The 17,113-nt window shown below is 71.1% G+C and carries 13 protein-coding genes; 7 read left to right on the top strand and 6 right to left on the bottom strand.

Annotated features, from left to right (window positions below; all coding sequences use genetic code 11):
* Nucleotides 1-127: 127 nt before the first annotated feature.
* From ACLZN2_RS30740 to ACLZN2_RS30730, 3 genes are all read left to right on the top strand, one after another.
* Nucleotides 128-994 (top strand): LLM class F420-dependent oxidoreductase, encoded by an 867-nt coding sequence (locus ACLZN2_RS30740; protein ID WP_416982655.1) that lies wholly within the window; start codon nt 128-130, stop codon nt 992-994.
* A gap of 68 nt (nt 995-1,062) precedes the next feature.
* Nucleotides 1,063-3,666, top strand: a complete 2,604-nt coding sequence (locus ACLZN2_RS30735; protein ID WP_416982654.1) for a bifunctional FO biosynthesis protein CofGH — start codon at nt 1,063-1,065, stop codon at nt 3,664-3,666.
* Between the two features lie 101 nt (nt 3,667-3,767).
* A complete protein-coding gene (locus ACLZN2_RS30730) occupies nt 3,768-4,358 on the top strand; it encodes a hypothetical protein (protein WP_416982653.1) in 591 nt (196 codons plus the stop codon).
* A gap of 5 nt (nt 4,359-4,363) precedes the next feature.
* On the opposite strand, the gene ACLZN2_RS30725 is transcribed toward ACLZN2_RS30730, so the two are convergent.
* Nucleotides 4,364-4,888: a DUF2165 domain-containing protein gene (locus ACLZN2_RS30725; protein WP_416982652.1), complete on the bottom strand. Its 525-nt coding sequence runs from the start codon at nt 4,886-4,888 to the stop codon at nt 4,364-4,366.
* 190 nt (nt 4,889-5,078) lie between these two features.
* Here ACLZN2_RS30725 and ACLZN2_RS30720 point away from each other — a divergent pair, with 190 nt between their 5' ends.
* A complete protein-coding gene (locus ACLZN2_RS30720) occupies nt 5,079-6,197 on the top strand; it encodes an ADP-ribosylglycohydrolase family protein (protein ID WP_416982651.1) in 1,119 nt (372 codons plus the stop codon).
* Between the two features lie 80 nt (nt 6,198-6,277).
* Here the strand turns inward: ACLZN2_RS30720 and ACLZN2_RS30715 are convergent, their stop codons facing one another.
* Together ACLZN2_RS30715 and ACLZN2_RS30710 are read right to left on the bottom strand one after the other, a co-directional pair.
* Nucleotides 6,278-7,846 (bottom strand): sodium:solute symporter family protein, encoded by a 1,569-nt coding sequence (locus ACLZN2_RS30715; RefSeq protein ID WP_416982650.1) that lies wholly within the window; start codon nt 7,844-7,846, stop codon nt 6,278-6,280.
* Nucleotides 7,847-7,987: 141 nt separating this feature from the next.
* Nucleotides 7,988-8,782: an SDR family oxidoreductase gene (locus tag ACLZN2_RS30710; protein ID WP_416982649.1), complete on the bottom strand. Its 795-nt coding sequence runs from the start codon at nt 8,780-8,782 to the stop codon at nt 7,988-7,990.
* 77 nt (nt 8,783-8,859) lie between these two features.
* Here ACLZN2_RS30710 and ACLZN2_RS30705 point away from each other — a divergent pair, with 77 nt between their 5' ends.
* Nucleotides 8,860-9,720 carry a hypothetical protein gene (locus ACLZN2_RS30705; protein WP_416982648.1) on the top strand — a complete coding sequence of 287 codons (861 nt, stop codon included), beginning with the start codon at nt 8,860-8,862 and terminating at the stop codon, nt 9,718-9,720.
* Nucleotides 9,721-9,723: 3 nt separating this feature from the next.
* Here ACLZN2_RS30705 and ACLZN2_RS30700 read toward each other — a convergent pair whose 3' ends face one another.
* Entirely contained in the window at nt 9,724-9,852 is a 129-nt protein-coding gene (locus ACLZN2_RS30700; RefSeq protein WP_416982647.1) for a hypothetical protein, read from the bottom strand.
* 185 nt (nt 9,853-10,037) lie between these two features.
* Here ACLZN2_RS30700 and ACLZN2_RS30695 point away from each other — a divergent pair, with 185 nt between their 5' ends.
* Entirely contained in the window at nt 10,038-11,561 is a 1,524-nt protein-coding gene (locus ACLZN2_RS30695) for an SCO2525 family SAM-dependent methyltransferase (protein WP_416982646.1), read from the top strand.
* A gap of 12 nt (nt 11,562-11,573) precedes the next feature.
* Here the strand turns inward: ACLZN2_RS30695 and ACLZN2_RS30690 are convergent, their stop codons facing one another.
* Together ACLZN2_RS30690 and ACLZN2_RS30685 are read right to left on the bottom strand one after the other, a co-directional pair.
* Complete coding sequence (locus tag ACLZN2_RS30690) at nt 11,574-13,541, bottom strand: MFS transporter (RefSeq protein ID WP_416982645.1); 1,968 nt, start codon at nt 13,539-13,541, stop codon at nt 11,574-11,576.
* Between the two features lie 170 nt (nt 13,542-13,711).
* Nucleotides 13,712-16,096, bottom strand: a complete 2,385-nt coding sequence (locus ACLZN2_RS30685; RefSeq protein WP_416982644.1) for a D-alanyl-D-alanine carboxypeptidase — start codon at nt 16,094-16,096, stop codon at nt 13,712-13,714.
* A gap of 215 nt (nt 16,097-16,311) precedes the next feature.
* Between ACLZN2_RS30685 and ACLZN2_RS30680 the strand changes: the two genes are divergently transcribed.
* Entirely contained in the window at nt 16,312-17,070 is a 759-nt protein-coding gene (locus tag ACLZN2_RS30680; protein WP_416982643.1) for a GOLPH3/VPS74 family protein, read from the top strand.
* The last annotated feature ends 43 nt before the right edge of the window (nt 17,071-17,113 follow it).

Raw genomic sequence — 17,113 nt, 5'->3', positions numbered from 1 at the left:
CGAAGTCGCCCTCCTCATGAGCCGTGCCTGACAATGCCGACCGGTCGGTATGGACACCGGCCTCTTCTCCCGGTACAGATGAACCGGCCCAGATGAACACTGAGGAACCGGCACCGAAAGGCCCGCCATGCGCATCGCCGTAACGATCTTCCTCACCGACGAGACGATCACCCCGACCCGCCTCGCCCGTGAGCTGGAACAGCGCGGGTTCGCCGGGCTCTACGTGCCCGAGCACACGCACATCCCCGTCGAGCGGACCACCCCGTACCCGGCGGGCGGCGAACTGCCCCGCGAGTACGGCCGTACCCTCGACCCCTTCGTCGCCCTCGGCCAGGCCGCCGCCGTCACGGACAGCCTGGGCCTCGGCACCGGCATCACGCTCGTCGCCCAGCACGACCCGATCGACCTCGCCAAGCAGATCGCCACCGTCGACCACCTCTCCGGCGGCCGCCTCACCCTCGGCCTCGGCTTCGGGTGGAACGTCGAGGAGGCCGCCGACCACGGGGTCGAGTGGCGCACCCGGCGGGAGCTGGTGCGCGACCGGATGGCGCTGATGCGCGCCCTGTGGAGCGAGGAGCCGACCGCGTACGAGGGGCAGTACGGGTCCGTCCGGGCCAGCAGCGCCCACCCGAAGCCCGTGCAGCAGCCGCGCGGGCCGGTCGTCGGACCCCGCACGCTCATCGGCGGGGCCGCCGGGCCGAAGCTGTTCGCGCACATCTGCGAGTACGCCGACGGCTGGCTGCCGATCGGCGGGCGCGGGCTGTCCGAGACCCTGCCGGTGCTGCGCGCCGCGTGGGCGGACGCCGGGCGCGAGCCGGAGGCGCTCCAGGTCGTGCCGTACGCCGTCCACCCGTCCCCGGGCAAGCTCGCCCACTACGCCGACCTCGGCATCGACGAGGTCGTGCTCCAGCTGCCGCCGGCGGGCGAGAGCGAGATCCTCAAGATCCTCGACGAGTACGGCCCTTACCTCATGGCTTCCAGTGACACCGTGTAACGACCTCCGGTGAGGGACGAATCGGGCTCCCCCACCGGCCCTGATCAGCCCGAACGTATGCTCAAGAAATGACGACTTCCGCGACCTCCGGAACCGGCCCCGGCCCCTTTCCCGGCCCCACCGAGAACTCCATGCGTCGCGCTCTCAAACGTGCCCGGGACGGCGTCGCGCTCGACGTGAACGAGGCGGCCGTCCTGCTCCAGGCGCGCGGCGAGGCCCTCGACGACCTCGCCGCGTCCGCCGCCCGGGTGCGTGACGCGGGCCTGGAGGCGGCCGGCCGGCCCGGCGTCATCACGTACTCGAAGAGCGTCTTCATCCCCCTCACCCGGCTGTGCCGGGACAAGTGCCACTACTGCACGTTCGTCACCGTCCCCGGCAAGCTGCGGCGCGCCGGGCACGGGATGTTCATGTCGCCGGACGAGGTGCTCGACGTGGCCCGGAAGGGCGCCGCCCTCGGCTGCAAGGAAGCCCTCATCACCCTCGGCGACAAGCCCGAGGACCGCTGGCCCGAGGCCCGAGAGTGGCTCGACGCGCACGGCTACGACGACACCATCGCCTACGTCCGCGCCATCTCCGTCCGCATCCTGGAGGAGACGGGGCTGCTGCCGCACCTCAACCCCGGGGTGATGTCCTGGACCGACTTCCAGCGGCTGAAGCCGGTCGCCCCGTCGATGGGCATGATGCTGGAGACGACCGCCACCCGGCTCTGGTCGGAGCCCGGCGGCCCGCACCACGGCTCCCCGGACAAGGAACCCGCCGTACGGCTGCGGGTTCTGGAGGACGCGGGCCGCTCCTCCGTCCCCTTCACCTCGGGGATCCTCATCGGCATCGGCGAGACGTACGAGGAGCGCGCGGAGTCGTTGTTCGCGCTGCGCCGGATCTCCCGCGCCCACCACGGCATCCAGGAACTGATCATCCAGAACTTCCGCGCCAAGCCGGACACGGCCATGCGCGGCATGCCGGACGCCGAACTCGACGAACTGGTCGCGACGGTGGCCGTCGCCCGCCTCCTCATGGGCCCGGCGGGCAACATCCAGGCGCCGCCCAACCTCGTCGACAGCGAGTACGAACGCCTGATCGGCGCGGGCATCGACGACTGGGGCGGGGTCTCCCCGCTGACCATCGACCACGTCAACCCCGAACGCCCCTGGCCGCAGATCGAGGAGCTGACCGCCCGGTCCGCTGCCGCGGGGTTCGAGCTGCGGGAACGGCTGTGCGTGTACCCCGAGTTCGTCACCCGCGGCGAACCCTGGCTGGACCCGCGGCTGCTGCCGCACGTCCGCGCCCTCGCCGACCCCGGGACCGGCCTCGCCGTGCCGGACGCCGTCGTCGAGGGCCGGCCGTGGCAGGAGCCGGAGGAGGTGTTCACCGCGACCGGCCGTACCGACCTGCACGCCTCCATCGACACCGAGGGCCGTACGACCGACCGGCGCGAGGACTTCGACGAGGTGTACGGCGACTGGTCCGCCCTGCGGGAGGCGGCCGCCCCCGGCATGGCGCCCGAGCGCATCGACACCGACGTACGCCAGGCGCTCGCCACCGCCGCCGACGACCCGACGCGCCTCACCGACGCCGAGGCGCTCGCGCTGCTGCACGCGGACGGTCCCGCGCTGGACGCGCTGACCCGGATCGCGGACGACGTCCGCCGCGCCGCGGTCGGCGACGACGTCACCTACATCGTCACCCGGAACATCAACTTCACCAACGTCTGCTACACCGGCTGCCGTTTCTGCGCCTTCGCGCAGCGCCGCACCGACGCCGACGCCTACACGCTCTCCCTCGACCAGGTGGCGGACCGCGCCCAGCAGGCCTGGGACGTGGGCGCGGTGGAGGTGTGCATGCAGGGCGGCATCCACCCCGACCTGCCCGGCACGGCGTACTTCGACATCGCGAAGGCCGTGAAGTCCCGGGTCCCCGGCATGCACGTCCACGCCTTCTCGCCGATGGAGGTCGTCAACGGCGCGACCCGCACCGGCCTGTCGATCCGCGAGTGGCTGATCGCCGCCAAGGAAGCGGGGCTGGACTCCGTCCCCGGCACCGCCGCCGAGATCCTCGACGACGAGGTCCGCTGGGTCCTCACCAAGGGCAAGCTGCCGACGGCGACCTGGATCGAGGTGATCACGACGGCCCACGAGGTCGGCATCCCGTCGACGTCGACGATGATGTACGGCCATGTCGACCAGCCCCGGCACTGGCTCGGGCATCTGCGCACCCTGGCCCGCGTGCAGCAACAGACCGGCGGCATCACCGAGTTCGTGACCCTGCCCTTCATCCACACCAACGCGCCCGTCTACCTGGCCGGCATCGCCCGTCCCGGGCCGACCATGCGCGACAACCGGGCGGTGACGGCGATGGCCCGGCTCCTCCTGCACCCGCACATCCCGAACATCCAGACCAGCTGGGTGAAACTGGGCACCGAGGGCGCGGCGGAGATGCTCCGCTCCGGCGCGAACGACCTCGGCGGGACCCTCATGGAGGAGACGATCTCCCGCATGGCGGGCTCCTCCTACGGCTCCTACAAGTCCGTCAGGGACCTGATCGCCGTCGCCGAGGCCGCGGGCCGCCCGGCCCGTCCGCGCACCACCCTGTACGGCGAGGTACCGGAGGAGCGGCAGCGCGCCGCCCGGGCCTCGGACGGGCAGCTGCCGGAACTCCTGCCCGTGCTGGAGTGAGTACGATGATCCGACCCTCCTGATGGAGGGAAGCGCCCCAGGGAAGCCCCCAGGGGAGACCCCAGGGGAGGCCCCATCGGCGGGGTCCCGGAGCTGAGGAGATGCTGCCCGTGCCTGCCCGACTTCCCTCGTGGGTCTGGGTCACCGGTCTGACGACCGGCGCGATCGCGGCCGTCGCCGCGCTGACGGTGCAGGCCGAGCGGGGCCCGCATCCGACGGCCGCCGCCGTCCCCCCGAGCGCGTCGGCGTCCGCCGCGCCGGGTGCGAAGGCGTCCCCCTCGCCGAAGGCCTCCGCCTCCGCGGCCGCGACCGGGGTGCCCGAGGCCTCCGGCACCGGCCGCCGGGTCGTCTACGACCTCTCCGCGCACCGGGTCTGGCTGGTCGACGCGGACGACACGGCCCGCCGTACCTTCACGGTCTGGCCGGGCACGGTCGCGCCCGCGCCCGGCACCTACACGATCTCCGTCCGCAAGGACACGACGACGGGCTCCGACGGCGTCGAGATCGAGCACGTCATCTACTTCTCGGTCGTCTCCGGCGTCAACATCGCCTTCTCCAACGCCGTCGACGGGGCCTCCCCGCCCCCGGCCGCCGCCGGCGCGAAGACCGGCGGCATCCGGATGCCGAAGGCGGACGGGGCGGCCCTGTGGGCGTTCGGTGAGCTGGAGACGAAGGTCAGGGTCGTCGAGTAGAGCGGTCAGGCGGCGTCCCGCCGGGCCTGACTGAACGCCAGCTGGTCGACGAGCAGCACGACCCCGCTGAACAGGAACACCCGCGTCGCCGCCTCCAGCCCGTTCCAGGTCTTCGACTGCCACATCGAGAACCACTCCCCGCCGATCGCGATGAACCCGGCGCCGAACAGCAGCATCAGCATCAGCAGGCCGTACGTGGAGAAGGCGTGCGCCCGGACGAGGTCCCGGCGCGCCCAGAACCACGTCCCGGCGGTCAGCACCACGGCGGCCACGGTCTCCCACGCGATGATCGCCACGTACGCGGCGTCCTGGAGCCCCTTGCTCGTCACCGCCCGCCACATCAGGTCGTCGTCCTTGAACGTGTCGTCCATCGCGAGCACATGCCGTACGAACTGCTGGTTCGTGCCGAAGTCGGTGATGTTCCCGAACGCCACGAGGGCGATGTAGAGGGCCACCGCCCCGGTGAGGAGCGTGGCCGTGAGGGGGAGGACGCGTGAGGTCTGTGTGATACGTGAGGTGGACGTGGTCATGACGCTTCCCCTACCCCGTCAAGTCCCCTGTGTCCCATCCGAGTTGAGGTGGGCCGGCAGGAGGGCGCGGCGCCCGGACCTCCACCGTGCCTGCACCACCCCTCCACCCGCCGCCTGCCCGTGACCCCGTTCGATTACAGTGACGAACGTCGTACGTACGGACGGTGCCCGGTGGCCTTGGGAGGACTTGGTGAGTACGACATCAGGGGCCGTCTGGGGCCGTCACGAGCAGCAGGACTTCCGCAGCCGGGTGCGCGGAACGCTGCTGGGGGCGGCCGTCGGGGACGCGCTCGGGGCGCCCGTCGACGGGCTGGCGACCGAGGAGATACGGCGGCTCCACGGGCCGGACGGGGTCGTCGACCTCGCCCCCGCCTTCGGGCGGCGCGGTGCCGTCACCCACCACACCCAGCTCACCCTGTTCACCGTGGACGGGCTCGTCCGGGCCCAGGTGCGGCGCGACACCGGCGCCTGGCATCCGCCGACCGATCTGCACCGGGCGTATCTGAGATGGGCGGCCACCCAGCGCGACTGGGGCCCCGACCTGCGCCGCAAGGACGACGGCTGGCTGGCCCGCGAGGAGTGGCTGTACGCCCGCCGGGAGCCGACCCGGGCCCTGCTCATGGGGCTCGGCGACGAGCGGATGGGCACGCTCGACGATCCCAAGAACCCGGCGGCCGACGGGCCCGAGCCCCTGGCCCGCTCCGCGCCCTTCGGGCTGCTCGTCGGCTGGGAGCCGCAGCTCGTCGCCCAGCTCGCCGTGGAGTGCGCGGCCCAGACCCACGGCCACCCGGCGGCGTACCTCTCGGCGGGCGCGTACGCCGTCATCGTGCACGCGCTGGCCCGGGGCGACAGCGCCGACGCCGCGGTGCAGCGGGCGCTCGGCCTGCTGGCGGCGCGGCCGGGGCACGCGCCCGCCTCGGAGGCGCTGCAGCGCGCGCTGGGCGCCGTACGGCAGGGGTTGCCCGGACCGGGACGGGTGGAGGAACTGGTGGGCGTGGGGAGGGCGCCGGGCGTGTTGTCCGCCGCCGTGTACTGCGCGCTCGTCGCCGAGGACGTCAGACACGGGCTGCGCCTCGCGGTGAACCAGGGCGGCCCCTCCGCCCCGACCGCCGCCCTCACCGGCGGACTGCTCGGCGCCCTGCACGGCGAGACGGCCCTCCCGCCGGCCTGGCTGGCCGAGCTGGAGGGCCGTCCCACGATCCTGGAACTCGCCGACGACTTCGCCATGGAGATGACCCAGGGCCCGGCCCTGCACAACCCGGCGGGCGCGTCACCGGGGTGGCTGGCCAGATATCCGCGAGGGAACTGACCGACCTGGACCGGCGCCCCAAAGGGGCGCGGGGAACTGCGCGACCAGCCCCCACGGACCCGCAGACGACGCACCGGAGTTCAGTCCTTGGCAGGAGCCGCTACCGCGTCCCTGGGCTCGGGCAGGGCCGCCGCCGCCGAGGAGCCGCCGCCGTCGTCCGTGTTGATCTTCTCGATGAGGGCGAGCCGTTCCGGGGTGTCCTCCGGCCTGATGAAGCCGACGAGGACGTAGAGGACGAGGGAGACCGCCAGCGGGATGGAGACCTGGTACTGGAGCGGGACCCCGCCGGTCACGCGGTCGTCGATCGGGTAGTTGACCAGGTAGAAGGCGAACAGGCCCATCGACCAGCTGGTCAGCGCCGCGGTCGGGCCGGAGCGGCGGAACGGCCGCAGCAGGCCCAGCATCATCGGGATCGCCATCGGGCCCATGAGCCCGGCCACCCACTTGATGACGACGGTGATGATGTCCTTGAAGGTGGGGGAGTTGACCTGGGTGGCCGCCGCCATGGACAGGCCGAGGAAGACGACGGTCGTGATCCGGGCGACCCGCAGCCCCTGCCCCTGGCTCCAGCCGCGCGCCCGGCGCCACACCACCGGCGCGCAGTCCCGGGTGAACACGGCCGCGATCGCGTTGGCGTCGGAGGAGCACATGGCCATGGTGTGCGAGAAGAAACCGACGATGACCAGGCCCAGCAGGCCGTGCGGCAGCAGTTGTTCGGTCATCAGGCCGTAGGAGTCGGAGCCGTCCGGCTTCTGCGCCTCGACCAGCAGCGGCGACATCCACATGGGGAAGAAGAGCACGACCGGCCACACCAGCCACAGCACCGCCGAGAGCCGCGCCGACCGCTCGGCGTCCCTGGCGCTCGCCGTGGCCATGTAGCGCTGGGCCTGGTTGAGCATGCCGCCGTTGTACTCGAACAGCTTGATGAAGAGGAAGGCGAGGAGGAAGACGGTGCCGTACGGGCCGACCAACGGCTCGCCGTGGCCCTTGAGTTCGGGCTCGTCCCAGGCGCCGAAGAACCCGATGCCCTTGTCGTCCAGCTTCAGCACGACGGCGACGAACATCGCGATGCCGGCCAGCAACTGGATGGCGAACTGGCCGAGTTCGGTGAGCGCGTCGGCCCACAGACCGCCGATCGTGCAGTACACGGCGGTGATGGCGCCGGTGATGAGGATGCCCTGGTTGAGGGAGATGCCGGTGAAGACGGACAACAGGGTGGCGATGGCGGCCCACTTGGCGCCCACGTCCACGATCTTCAGCAGCATCCCGGACCAGGCGAGCGCCTGCTGGGTCTTCAGGTCGTAGCGGTTCTTCAGGTATTCGAGCGGGGAAGCGACATGGAGGCGCGACCGCAGCCGGTTGATGCGTGGCGCGAACAGCTTGGAGCCGATCGCGATCCCGAGGGCGATGGGGAAGGACCAGGTGACGAAGGAGGTGACGCCGTAGGTGTAGGCGATGCCCGCGTACCCGGTGAACATGACCGCGCTGTAGCCCGACATGTGGTGCGAGATGCCGGAGAGCCACCAGGGCATCTTGCCGCCCGCGGTGAAGAAGTCGCTGACGTCGTCGACGCGCTTGTGCGACCAGACGCCGATGGCGACCATCACGCCGAAATAGCCGATGAGCACGGCCCAGTCGAGACCGTTCATGTGCGTCCTCCCAGGGGTCGACCCGGCGCTCATCGTGGGCGCTGCCGCATGAACACGACAAGTAACCGTAAGGTCAAAGGGAGGTAAAGCTATTCGGTATGGTGGCCTGCGTTCACTTACATGAACACCCCTGGGGTGTCGTCAGCGCATCAGTTCCCCGGCGTTGACCAGCAACGACTGCCCCGTGATCGCCCGCGCCCGGTCCGACGCGAGAAACACCGCCGCGTCCGCGACGTCCCCGTCCGTGGCCAGTTCGGGCAGCGCCATCCGCTCCGTCAGCCGGGCCAGCACCTCCTCCTCGGGCACCCCCTCCGTGTGCGCCGTGAACTGCACGTACGCCTGTACCGGCGGCCCCCACATCCATCCCGGCAGTACGGTGTTGACCCGGATCCGGTGCGGCCCGAGCTCCCGCGCCAGCGAGTACATCGCACTGGTCAGCGCCCCCTTCGAGGCCGCGTACGCCGCCTGCCGCACCTGTGAGGGGGCCGCCACGGCCGACTGCGTGCCGATGAAGACGACCGCTCCGCCCCGCGCCTTCAGCCCGGGCAGGCAGGCCCGGGTGATCCGCAGCGAACCCAGCAGGTTCACGTCGATGACCGACTGCCAGGTCGCGAAGTCGGCGTCCTCCACCCCGCCGAAATACGAGTCCCAGGCCGCCACCTGCACCACCGCGTCGATCCCGCCGAACCGCTTCAGTGCCAGGGCCGCCAGCGCGTCGCACTGCCCCTCGTCGGTGATGTCGGTCGCCCGCCACGCGGTGTGCCTGCCGTCCGGATCGATCTCCGCCGCGCTCTTGGCGAGATTCGCCTCGGTCCGTGCCCCCAGCACCGCGTTCCCGCCGTCCCGTACGACCGCCGCGGCGACCTGGTGACCGAGGCCGGCGCCGACTCCGGAGACGACGACGGTCTTGCCGGCGAGCGGTGGTGTCGCGGACATCGGGGACCTCCCGGACTCTGGCGCATTATCTGACGGAGCGTCAGAGTATGGTCCGGCCACCATGGAAGGGGAAGAGCATGAGCGAGGAGACCCGCAGCGAGACGTACGCCGAGCTGGCCGCCGTAGGACCGTACGGGGTCCGCCCCGGCCACGCCCTGATCACCATGGTCGAACCGCACCCGGGCCACGAGTACGCCTACAACCGCTGGTACGAGGACGACCACTACTACGCCGGCGCGATGGCCATGCCCTGGATGTACGCGGGCCGCCGCTGGGTGGCGACACGGGAGCTGCAGCTGCTCCGCTCCCCGGAGAAGTCCGCGATCGCCCAGCCCGTCACCGCCGGCTGCTACCTCTCCACCTACTGGATCACCGCCGGCCGCTACGACGACCACATGAAGTGGACGGTCGCGATCAACAAGCGCCTCAACCGCGACGCCCGCGTCTACCAGGACCGCACCCACGTCTTCACAGCCTTCCAGGACCACGAGACGACGGTCTACCGCGACGGCGCGGCCGGCCCCCGTGACTACCACGCCCTCGACCATCCCTACGCCGGCCTGGTCCTCGAAGCCATCGACACCGACACCCCCGAACAACGCACCGAACTCCTGGAGTGGCTGCGCACCCGTCACCTCCCCAAAGCCCTCTCCGGCTCCCCGGCCGCCATGGTGACGGTCTTCCGCCCCACCCCCCTCCCCGGCGACCGCATGACCTACGTCAAACAGGTCGAGGGCGTCGACACCCGCCTGACCCTGCTGTGGTTCCTGGAGACGGACCCGAGGGAGTGCTGGCAGGACCACTTCACCGGCCTGGACACCCGCATCACGGAATCGGGCCTGGGGAGACTGGAGTTGCTGGCCCCGTTCATACCGACGGTGCCGGGGACGGACCGTTATGTGGCCGACCTGCGCGCCGTCGGCCCGTCCCGCGACTGAGCGTCATCGGTTCCGCACCCACCAGGCGATGCCCGCCACGAGCGCGGAGCCCGCTGCCCAGGCCGCGCCGCGCACAAGGCTGAAGACCGCGGCGCGGCCGAGTTTGCGCGTGAAGCGCGGGGTCCTGTCCATGTCTGCCTCCTCGGAGTTCGCCGGCCCGAGCGGCCGGGCAGAAAAACCGTGCCGGGTGGGGGCTCGCGATGTCCGATATCGAGGGCACTGAGGGCAAAGTCCCCCTACGCTCCAGGTCATGGGCGTGCCCGCCGTGCCCGGGGCGGGCAGCTCGGTAGGCGGGCACGAGGAAAGCGGGGGTATGGATGGGGAAGCCGCCCAAGGCGCGCGAGTTGTACGACGCACTCCGGGTCCTGGAAGCGAAGGCCAAGGAGGCGTACGAGAAGCAGAGGGGGAGGAAGTACTCGCGTCGTGAGGCCGCACGGAAGGCCGGCGGCCCCGAGTCGACGCTGGACAGGCGTCTCGCGGAGTGGCTGCCCGAGGAGTGGGCGGAGGCGAGGACACCGGGTCCCGGCAGTGCCGAAGATCTGCTGGCCGTGGTCAGACTGTGGAGCGAGTGGGCCGCGAAGCCATGTAACGAGAGCTGGTGGCGGACCCTGCTGGACGAGGCGCAGCCGCCCCGCTTTCCGACGCGGCGCGCGGACTCGGCTTCCGTCGGCACCGCCGACACGGAGTCCGGCCGTTTCGACCACCTCTTCCTCCAGGAACAGGTCGCATACCTCCAGGGGCAGGTCGGAGAACTCCGGGCCGGCGTAAGGACCCTCCAGGACCACGTCCTGGGCACCGAGGACACCGTGCCCCGCCTCCTCGAACGCCTCGACGAGGCCAACGCCGAGGTGGCCGCGGCCCGGACGCAACTGGCGGCGGCCGCGGAGTACGCCAAGGAGTCCGACGCCCTCCTGGAGCAACAGCAGGAGCAGCTGGGGCAGTTGCGGGCGGAGATCAAGACGCTGCGCCGCCAGGTACAGCAGCTCACCGAGGAGAACCGCGACAAGGCTCCCAGCAAGTCCGCGGCTTACGCGGCCCACGCGGCCCACTCGGCGCAGACCGGCGCCGCGAACGTCCAGTCCCCGGTTTCCACCCCATTGTGGAACGCCGAAGCACGCTGGGACGACTTCGATCCCCGTGAGTACGTCAGCCGGAACTATGGCGAGATGGCCCCTGAGGACAAGGAGATCCTCTCCCTGATGCGAGATCACTTCAGTGGTCATTTCCGGGAGCGGCCTGGCCGGGTGCCGTCCGCCATCGACGTGGGCGCCGGCGCGAATCTGTATCCCGCCCTCGCCATGCTGCCCTGGAGCGACCGGATCACGCTCCTTGAGCGGTCCTCCCGGAATCTGGAATATCTCAACGGGCAACTGCCGGGCTATGACCGGAACTGGGATCCGTTCTGGGACCTCCTGTGCGAGGACAGGGCATACGCACACCTCGGCGTCGATCCCCGGGAGCGCTTCCGGCAGGCGGTACAGGTCGAGCAGGGAAACCTCTTCGACCTGGGCGATCGGCCCGGCCGGTGGGATCTGGGCACGATGTTCTTCGTCGCCGAATCCATGACCACATCACTCGAGGAATTCCGGCACGGGGTGAGCTGTTTCCTGCGGGCTCTGCGGCCCGGCGCGCCGTTCGCCGCCGCGTTCATGGAGCATTCCGCCGGGTATCGCGTGGGTGATGTCGATTTCCCGGCCTGCGACGTAGGGGTGGCCGACATCCAGATGGTGATCGCCGCCTTCGCCCGGGAAACACGGATATACCGCTTGAACGAGGCGGGTATCTCCCTGCGTGACGGATACTCCGGGATGATTCTGGCCTGCGGCCGTCGTGGGGAGTGAGACCGGCGTTGATCAGGGCTCCTTCAGCTCGTCCGGACACGGAGTGCCACGGGGGAGCTGATAGGGGGCCGCGAGTCGGTACACGCCGGCCTTGGGGGCCAGGAGGACCGTCCACTTGTCGCCCTGCGGATCCTCCTCCGTCTCGTAGAGGCAGCCGTTGACGTTCGTGTACGTCTTCGGCTCGCCCTCGGCCCGGTGCTTGGACGCCTCCGTCTCCTGCGGAGCCTGAAGGCTCTTGCCCTCCGCGTCGACCACGCTCAGCCACGGCGAGTACGGGATCCGGATCAGCACCCGGCCCGCCTTCTTCACGTCGATCGTCATCTCGCCCTGCTCGGCCCGCTGGACGACCGCGTCGGGCTCGGCGAGCGGCGCCGGGTCGGTCACCTTGAACAGCTGCCAGTTGGCGTCGCCCCAGATCTGCTCGAGATACGACAGCCCCCGCTGGATCAGCTCCCGCTCCCGTTCCCCGCCGTCCCCGTCCAGCGCCTCCTTGGGGACGACGACGTAGTGCACGGCCCACCGCTGAAGCCACTCGTGGTAGTTCGCGGAGTTGAGCGTGTCGTCGTAGAAGAGGGGGTTGCGCTCCATGTCGGCCTGCCGGTTCCAGCCCCGGGCCAGGTTGACGTACGGCGCGAGCGCGGAGGCCTCGCGGTGGGAGCGGGCCGGGACGACCTCGACCCGGCCCTTCTCGGCGCCGACCCCCTGGAGTTCGTTGACGAGCGGCGCGAGTTCGCGTGCCCAGGAGGCCGCCGGGGTCGTACGGATGACGTCGTCGACCGACTTGAAGCCGATCCAGCCGGCGAACCCGAGTGACGCGAGGACGATGACGTACCACTTGCGGCTGCGGGGTACCGCGAACGGCAGCGCCGCCGCCAGCACCACACCCGAGAACAGCATCGCGAGCCGCGTGATGTTCGACCCGATCTGGGAGCTGATCAGCCACACCCCCAGCACCCCGAGGCCGTACACCGCCGCCGTGATCCGTACGGTCTTCCAGTCGCGCGGGACGACCGCGTAGACGATCGCCGAGTACAGCAGGGGCAGCGACGCCGAGCCGAAGGACATCGGCTGGGTGCCGGAGAAGGGGAACAGCCAGGCGGAGACGGCGACGACGGCGGTCGGGGCGAGCCCGAGGGCCCAGGCGCCCGGCCGCCTCTTCTGCAGGAACAGCGCGACGGCGACGATGCCCACGAACAGCCCCGCCACCGGCGAACCCATCGTGGCGAGCGCGGCGAGCGGGGCCGCGCACAGCGCCTTCGCCCAGCGTTTGTAGCGCCAGCGGTACGGCCAGCAGAACACGACGGCCACGGCGGCCAGCGCGAACATGTTGCCGAGACCGAAGGTGACCCGCCCGGACGCGGCGTTGCAGAGGAGGGCGAAGACCCCCGCCAGCGCCGGCCACACCGGGTTCCTGACAGGGCGGCAGCGCAGCAGGACGAGCGTGAGGAGACCGGCCGACAGGGTGCCGGCGATCATCATCGTCGTACGGACGCCGAGGACCGACATCAGATACGGCGAGACGACGCTGTACGACACCGGGTGCATCCCGCCGTACCAGGCGAGGTTGTACGCGGAGTCGGGGTGCCGGCCGACGAACTCGGCCCAGGCGTCCTGCGCCGCGAGATCGCCGCCGCTGTTCGCGAACGTGAAGAACCAGATGAGGTGCAGGGCCCCGGACAGCGCGGTGACGGAGAGCACCAGGTGCCGGCGGAGGAACCCGCCGAGACGGGCGAGGGCGGCGCGCGGCCCCGCCTTCGCCGGGTCCTGCGGCGCGGTGGCCTGCGCCGAGGCCTTCGCCGGGGCCGTCATGGCGTCGTGCGGGTCATGGGCGTTGTGCGGGTCATGGTCGTGGTGCGGGGCATGGGCGTCGTGCGGGTCATGGTCGTGCTCGCCGGACTGAGGCGCGGGCAGCCGGACGCGCGGGCCGGCGTCCGGGCCCGGACCGGTGTCGTCGGCGCGTGTCGGCTCCGCAGTGGCCACCTGAAGGCACTCCCCGTGTCCCGTCTTCTGTTCTCGGCCGCGTCCTGTTCGCGTCCGCTTCACGGCAGCGTCGTTGCGACCGGCGACCTGTCCCGTTTCGCGACGCTAGCACGCACCCCGTCGGGCGGCTGCCCGACGGGGTGGCGAGAGGTACGGACGCGGTTGGCGGGTCAGCCGAGTCGCGTCAGCTTGTCCGCGAAGCCCGGCTCGACGAGTTCGCTCTGCAGGGCGACCGGGACCTTCACCGCACCGCTGGTGCCGTCCCCGACGGTGAGCGTGCCCACCTGGGTGCCGGCCTTCGCCGTGTGCGGTACCGCGTCGGAGGTGAACTTCAGTTCCACCGTCAGCCCGCCCCAGCCGACCGCCGTGACGTCCTTGGTGACGACGACCGGGGTGTGGCCGCCGAGCCCGTCGTCCACGTACCCGACGACATCGCCCTTCTTCAGGATCTTCGCGGAGGTCAGCGCGTCCTGGGCGGCCTCCAGGGCCGTCTTGCTGACCTCGTTGACCGTCGCGAGGATGGTCGGCTTGTGCTGGCCGAGGATCGCGCCGACGACGGTGACCGTCTCGCCGCCGACCTCCTTGCGGGCGGCGAACAGGAGGTTGCCGCCGGCCGCGGTGGTGGAGCCGGTCTTGATGCCGATCGCGCCCATCTTGTAGGGGAGCTCGTTGTAGTTCGAGTGGTTGACCCCGTAGGGGTCCGTCCAGCTGGCCGCGCTGGTGATCGCCACGAGCGCCGGGATCTGTACGACCGCGTTGCCCAGCTTCACCTGGTCCTCGGCCGTGGAGACGGTGGTCTCCTTCAGCCCGGAGGCGTCGGTGTACGTGGTGTTCGTCATCCCGAGCTCCTTGGCGGCCTCGTTCATCTTCGTGATGAACGCCGCCTCGGTGCCGCCGTCCCAGCGGGCCAGCAGCCGGGCGATGTTGTTGGCGGACGGGATCATGATCGCCGACAGGGCCTGCGTCAGCGTGAGCTTGTCGCCGGCCTTGACGCTGTTGAGGGTGGACTCGCCGTCGTTGTCGTAGCCTCCCTCCTTCTCGGCGGTGGCGTCGACGGTGATGCTCGGGCCCTCCTCGCCGGTCTTCAGGGGGTGGTCCTTGAGGACGACGTACGCGGTCATCGTCTTGGCCACCGAGCCGATGGCGACGGGCGTCTGCTGGCCGAAGCTGTCCATCGTGCCGACGCCGGCGACGTCCATCCAGCCCTGGCCCTCGTCCGGCCAGGGCAGGGAGAGCTTGCCGCCCTCGAAGGTGTACGAGTCCTTCGCGGTGAGCGCCAGCGCGGTCGCCGGCAGTGGGCGGAAGGCCTGTACGACCGCAAACACGATCACCAGCAGGATGACCAGCGGCGTCCAGATCTTGATCCGCCGGCCGAAGGTGCGCAGGGGGGTCGGCGGGGGCGGCGGGGTGTTGGTCAGCTCCGCCAGCAGGTCCAGCGGCGGCTTCGGCGGCAGCGGTTGCTGCGTCGTCCGCTCGGGGCCGATCTGGGGCACCAGCGCGGTGACGGCGGTGATGTCACCGGACGCCTTCGGCGGGCGCGGCTCGTCGAGCGGCTTGAGCGCGACGAACTTGCTGGTGCGCTCGGCGGGGGGCGGGGTGTCGTCGCCGGCCTCTGTCTCGCCGGCCTCTGTCTCGCCGGGCCGGGGCTCGTCGGCCTTCGACTCGTCCGTCTTGGGCTCGTCCGCCTTCGGCTGGTCCGACTTGGGCTTGAGGGCCCCGCCCAGCTTCAGCATGGTGGTCGGCTGGTCGACGGTGGGCTTGGGCCGGGGGGCCTTGAAGACGGCGGTGGGCTGGTCGACGGGGGAGTCGTCGGCCTTGCCGCCCTCGTCCCGTTTGTCGTCGTCCTCCGCCTTCTCCGCGTTGTCTTCCTTGTCTCCCTTGTCTTCCTTCGCGGCGCCGGAGGCCCACTTGGGGACGTGCTTGGCGGAGGGCGCATCGGCCTCGGCCTGCGGCTCCGGGTCGTCCTCGGTGCTGTCGTCGTCCGTGTCGGCGACACCGGCCGCGTCGTCGACGGTGTCGCCGCCACTGTCGTCGCCGCTGTCGTCATCGGCGGCGCCGTCCTCGGCCGAGTCCTCCGGCGCGTCCTCGGCCGAGCCGTCGGAAGCGTCCTCGGCGTCCTCGGCGGCGTCAGCGTCCTCGGCGGCGTCAGCGGCCTCCGAGGTGTCCTCGGCGCCCTCTGGGCCCTCCGGGGCGCCTTCCGCGTCCTCGCGGTCCTCGGAGGCGTCGGAGGCGGCCTCGGTGTCCTCGGAGCCCTCAGAAGGGCTCTCGGCGCTTTCCGCGGCGCCGCTCGCACCCGTGGCCCCGTCGGCCTCCGGAAGCGCGTCCTGCGGCTCCTCGATCTCCAGTTCGCGTACGGAGAGAACCCGCGTCGCCGTGTCCACGCCGCCCCGTGAGCCGGCTTCCGAGACCGACGTCCCGTTCTCCCGGGCCACCGCGATCCGCGGATCGCGAACCTCGCGGGCCTCGCGTGCCTCGGGAACCGTACCCGCGCTCCCCGACGTCGGTTCTGCCGACGACTCGCGCTGCTTCGACCTGTCGGGGGACTCGCCCGCCACCGATGCCTCCTTGTGCTGTCGAACCGTGAACGCCCGCCCGGGACCCGCCGTTGGGCGTTGTCCGAACCATGTACCAGTGTCCTGTGTAGAGGGCCTGGCTCCTGCGGTAGACGAGAACGACATACCTACTGGTTCCACTACAAACAGGTCACGCACCCTCGACAGACCAATGTGAGAGGGGTCACCCTGTCATTCATCCACGCGGGGAGGCATGGATGGGCAGGAGCCGCAGAACGATTCCGGAAGAGCTTCTTCTGCTGGCGTTGGACCCGACCACGGGTACCACCGCACAGCCGCAGTCGCTCGACCTTGGTCTGGCCGGAGCACAGCTAGTGGAGCTGGCGCTGGCCGGGCGGATAGCCCCTGACGGGGATCGTATCGCCGTGGTGTCCCCACGGCCGACAGGAGATCCAACCCTGGACTGCGCGTTGGAGTTGCTGCGAAGGCGTGGCGCTCCGGTACGGGCCGTCCACTGGATCGGCGGGCCGCGTCTCGGGCTGCGCCAGACCTACCTCTCGCATCTGGAGCGGTGCGGCATGGTGCATGCCGTGGCGGGTCAGATGTGCGGAGTGCTGCCGACCACTCGCTACCAGGCGACGGACACCGAGATCAGCCGGGAGATCAGGGCCCGGCTGGACTCCGCGATCCGCACCGGCGTACCGCCGGACCCGCGGACCGCGGCGCTCGCCGCACTGGCGCACGCGGTCGGCCTCGGCAAGCACCTGTACCCGGGGAACGAGGGACGCTCGTCCCGCTCCCGGCTGCGGGACCTGATCAGGCACGACCCCATGGGCGGTCTCGTCGCGCACGCCGTGATGGACGTCCAGAACGGTGCGGCGGCCCAGCCGCGCCGCGGCCCGGCGGCCCCGGCCGGCCGGCCGACCGGACCGGGCGGACGGCCCGTACCGGAACCCGCCCGTGGAGTTCCGGCACAGCCGCGCCGCGGCCCCATGGCGCGTGTCGTGGCCCACTGAGCCGCAGTCCCACGACACACCCGGAAACCGCGGAAGCACGACC

The sequence above is a fragment of the Streptomyces sp. T028 genome (assembly GCF_048159505.1).
In the GTDB taxonomy this organism is placed as follows: domain Bacteria; phylum Actinomycetota; class Actinomycetes; order Streptomycetales; family Streptomycetaceae; genus Streptomyces.
The sequence above is the reverse complement of the archived record's forward strand: the minus strand, read 5'-3'. Positions and strand labels throughout refer to the sequence as shown.